Below are 1,078 nucleotides of genomic sequence, written 5' to 3' on the forward strand. Positions count from 1 at the left end.
ATTTATGGGTTTAATGAATTTTTGATTTTTTTTATTTTTAGGGGGAAGGATGTTTGTTTTGGTGACGGGTGGTGCGGGTTATATTGGTTCGCATACGTGTATTGAGTTGATTAAGGCGGGTTTTGAGCCGGTTATTATTGATAATTTGTCGAATAGTAAGTTGGTGGTGTTGGATCGTATTGAGACGATTACCGGTAAGCGTCCTGCGTTTATGGAAGGCGATATTTTAGATTCGGCTTTTTTGGATGGTGTGTTTGCGCAGTATTCTTTTGCGGCGGTGATGCATTTTGCTGGGTTGAAGGCGGTGGGGGAGTCGGTGCAAAAACCGCTTTGGTATTATGAGAATAATGTTTCAGGTACGCTGAATTTGATTAAGGCGATGGAACGGGCGGGGTTGCGTAATTTGATTTTTAGTTCTTCTGCGACTGTGTATGGGTTGCCTAAGTCGGTGCCGATACGTGAAGATTTTGCGACTTCTACGTCGAACCCTTATGGGGCCAGTAAGTTAATGGTAGAAGGTATTTTGACGGATGTGGCGAAGGCCAACGCCGATTGGAATATTGCGACTTTGCGTTATTTTAACCCTATTGGTGCTCATGAATCAGGTTTAATCGGTGAAGACCCTAAGGGCTTACCGAATAATTTGATGCCCTTTGTGAGCCAAGTGGCGGTGGGCAAGTTGCTATGTTTGAGTGTGTTTGGTGATGATTATGACACGGTCGATGGCACTGGGGTTCGTGATTATATTCATGTGGTGGATTTGGCGCGTGGTCATGTGTGTGCGCTGGACAAGGTGCTGGCGAATGCCGGACATTTTGTGGTGAATTTGGGCACGGGCAATGGTTATTCTGTGTTGGAAATGGTGAAAGCGTTTGAAGCGGTTTCTCACAAAAAGGTGGCGTATAAAGTGGTCGAACGTCGTCCTGGTGATATTGCACAGTGTTATGCAGATCCGAGTTTGGCGAAGTCGTTTTTGGGCTGGGAAGCTGAGTTTGATTTGGCGCGTATGTGTGAAGACACCTGGCGTTGGCAATCGAATAATCCAAATGGGTTTGATGGTTAGTTTTTTGACGGCCTA

At 45.5% G+C, this 1,078-nt stretch carries 1 protein-coding gene; it reads left to right on the forward strand.

The features are described from left to right. The first annotated feature begins 49 nt into the window (after nucleotides 1-49). Nucleotides 50-1,063, forward strand: coding sequence for a UDP-glucose 4-epimerase GalE (galE, locus tag DKT73_RS18895; RefSeq protein WP_111640077.1), 1,014 nt, complete (start codon nucleotides 50-52; stop codon nucleotides 1,061-1,063). Nucleotides 1,064-1,078 lie beyond the last annotated feature (15 nt).

This window comes from Marinomonas shanghaiensis (assembly GCF_003259175.1).
Classification (GTDB): Bacteria; Pseudomonadota; Gammaproteobacteria; order Pseudomonadales; family Marinomonadaceae; genus Marinomonas; species Marinomonas shanghaiensis.

Excerpts from the sequence above, each read along its gene's own strand:
- galE (WP_111640077.1), top strand. The coding sequence starts at position 50 with ATGTTTGTTTTGGTGACGGGTGGTGCGGGTTATATTGGTTCGCATACG.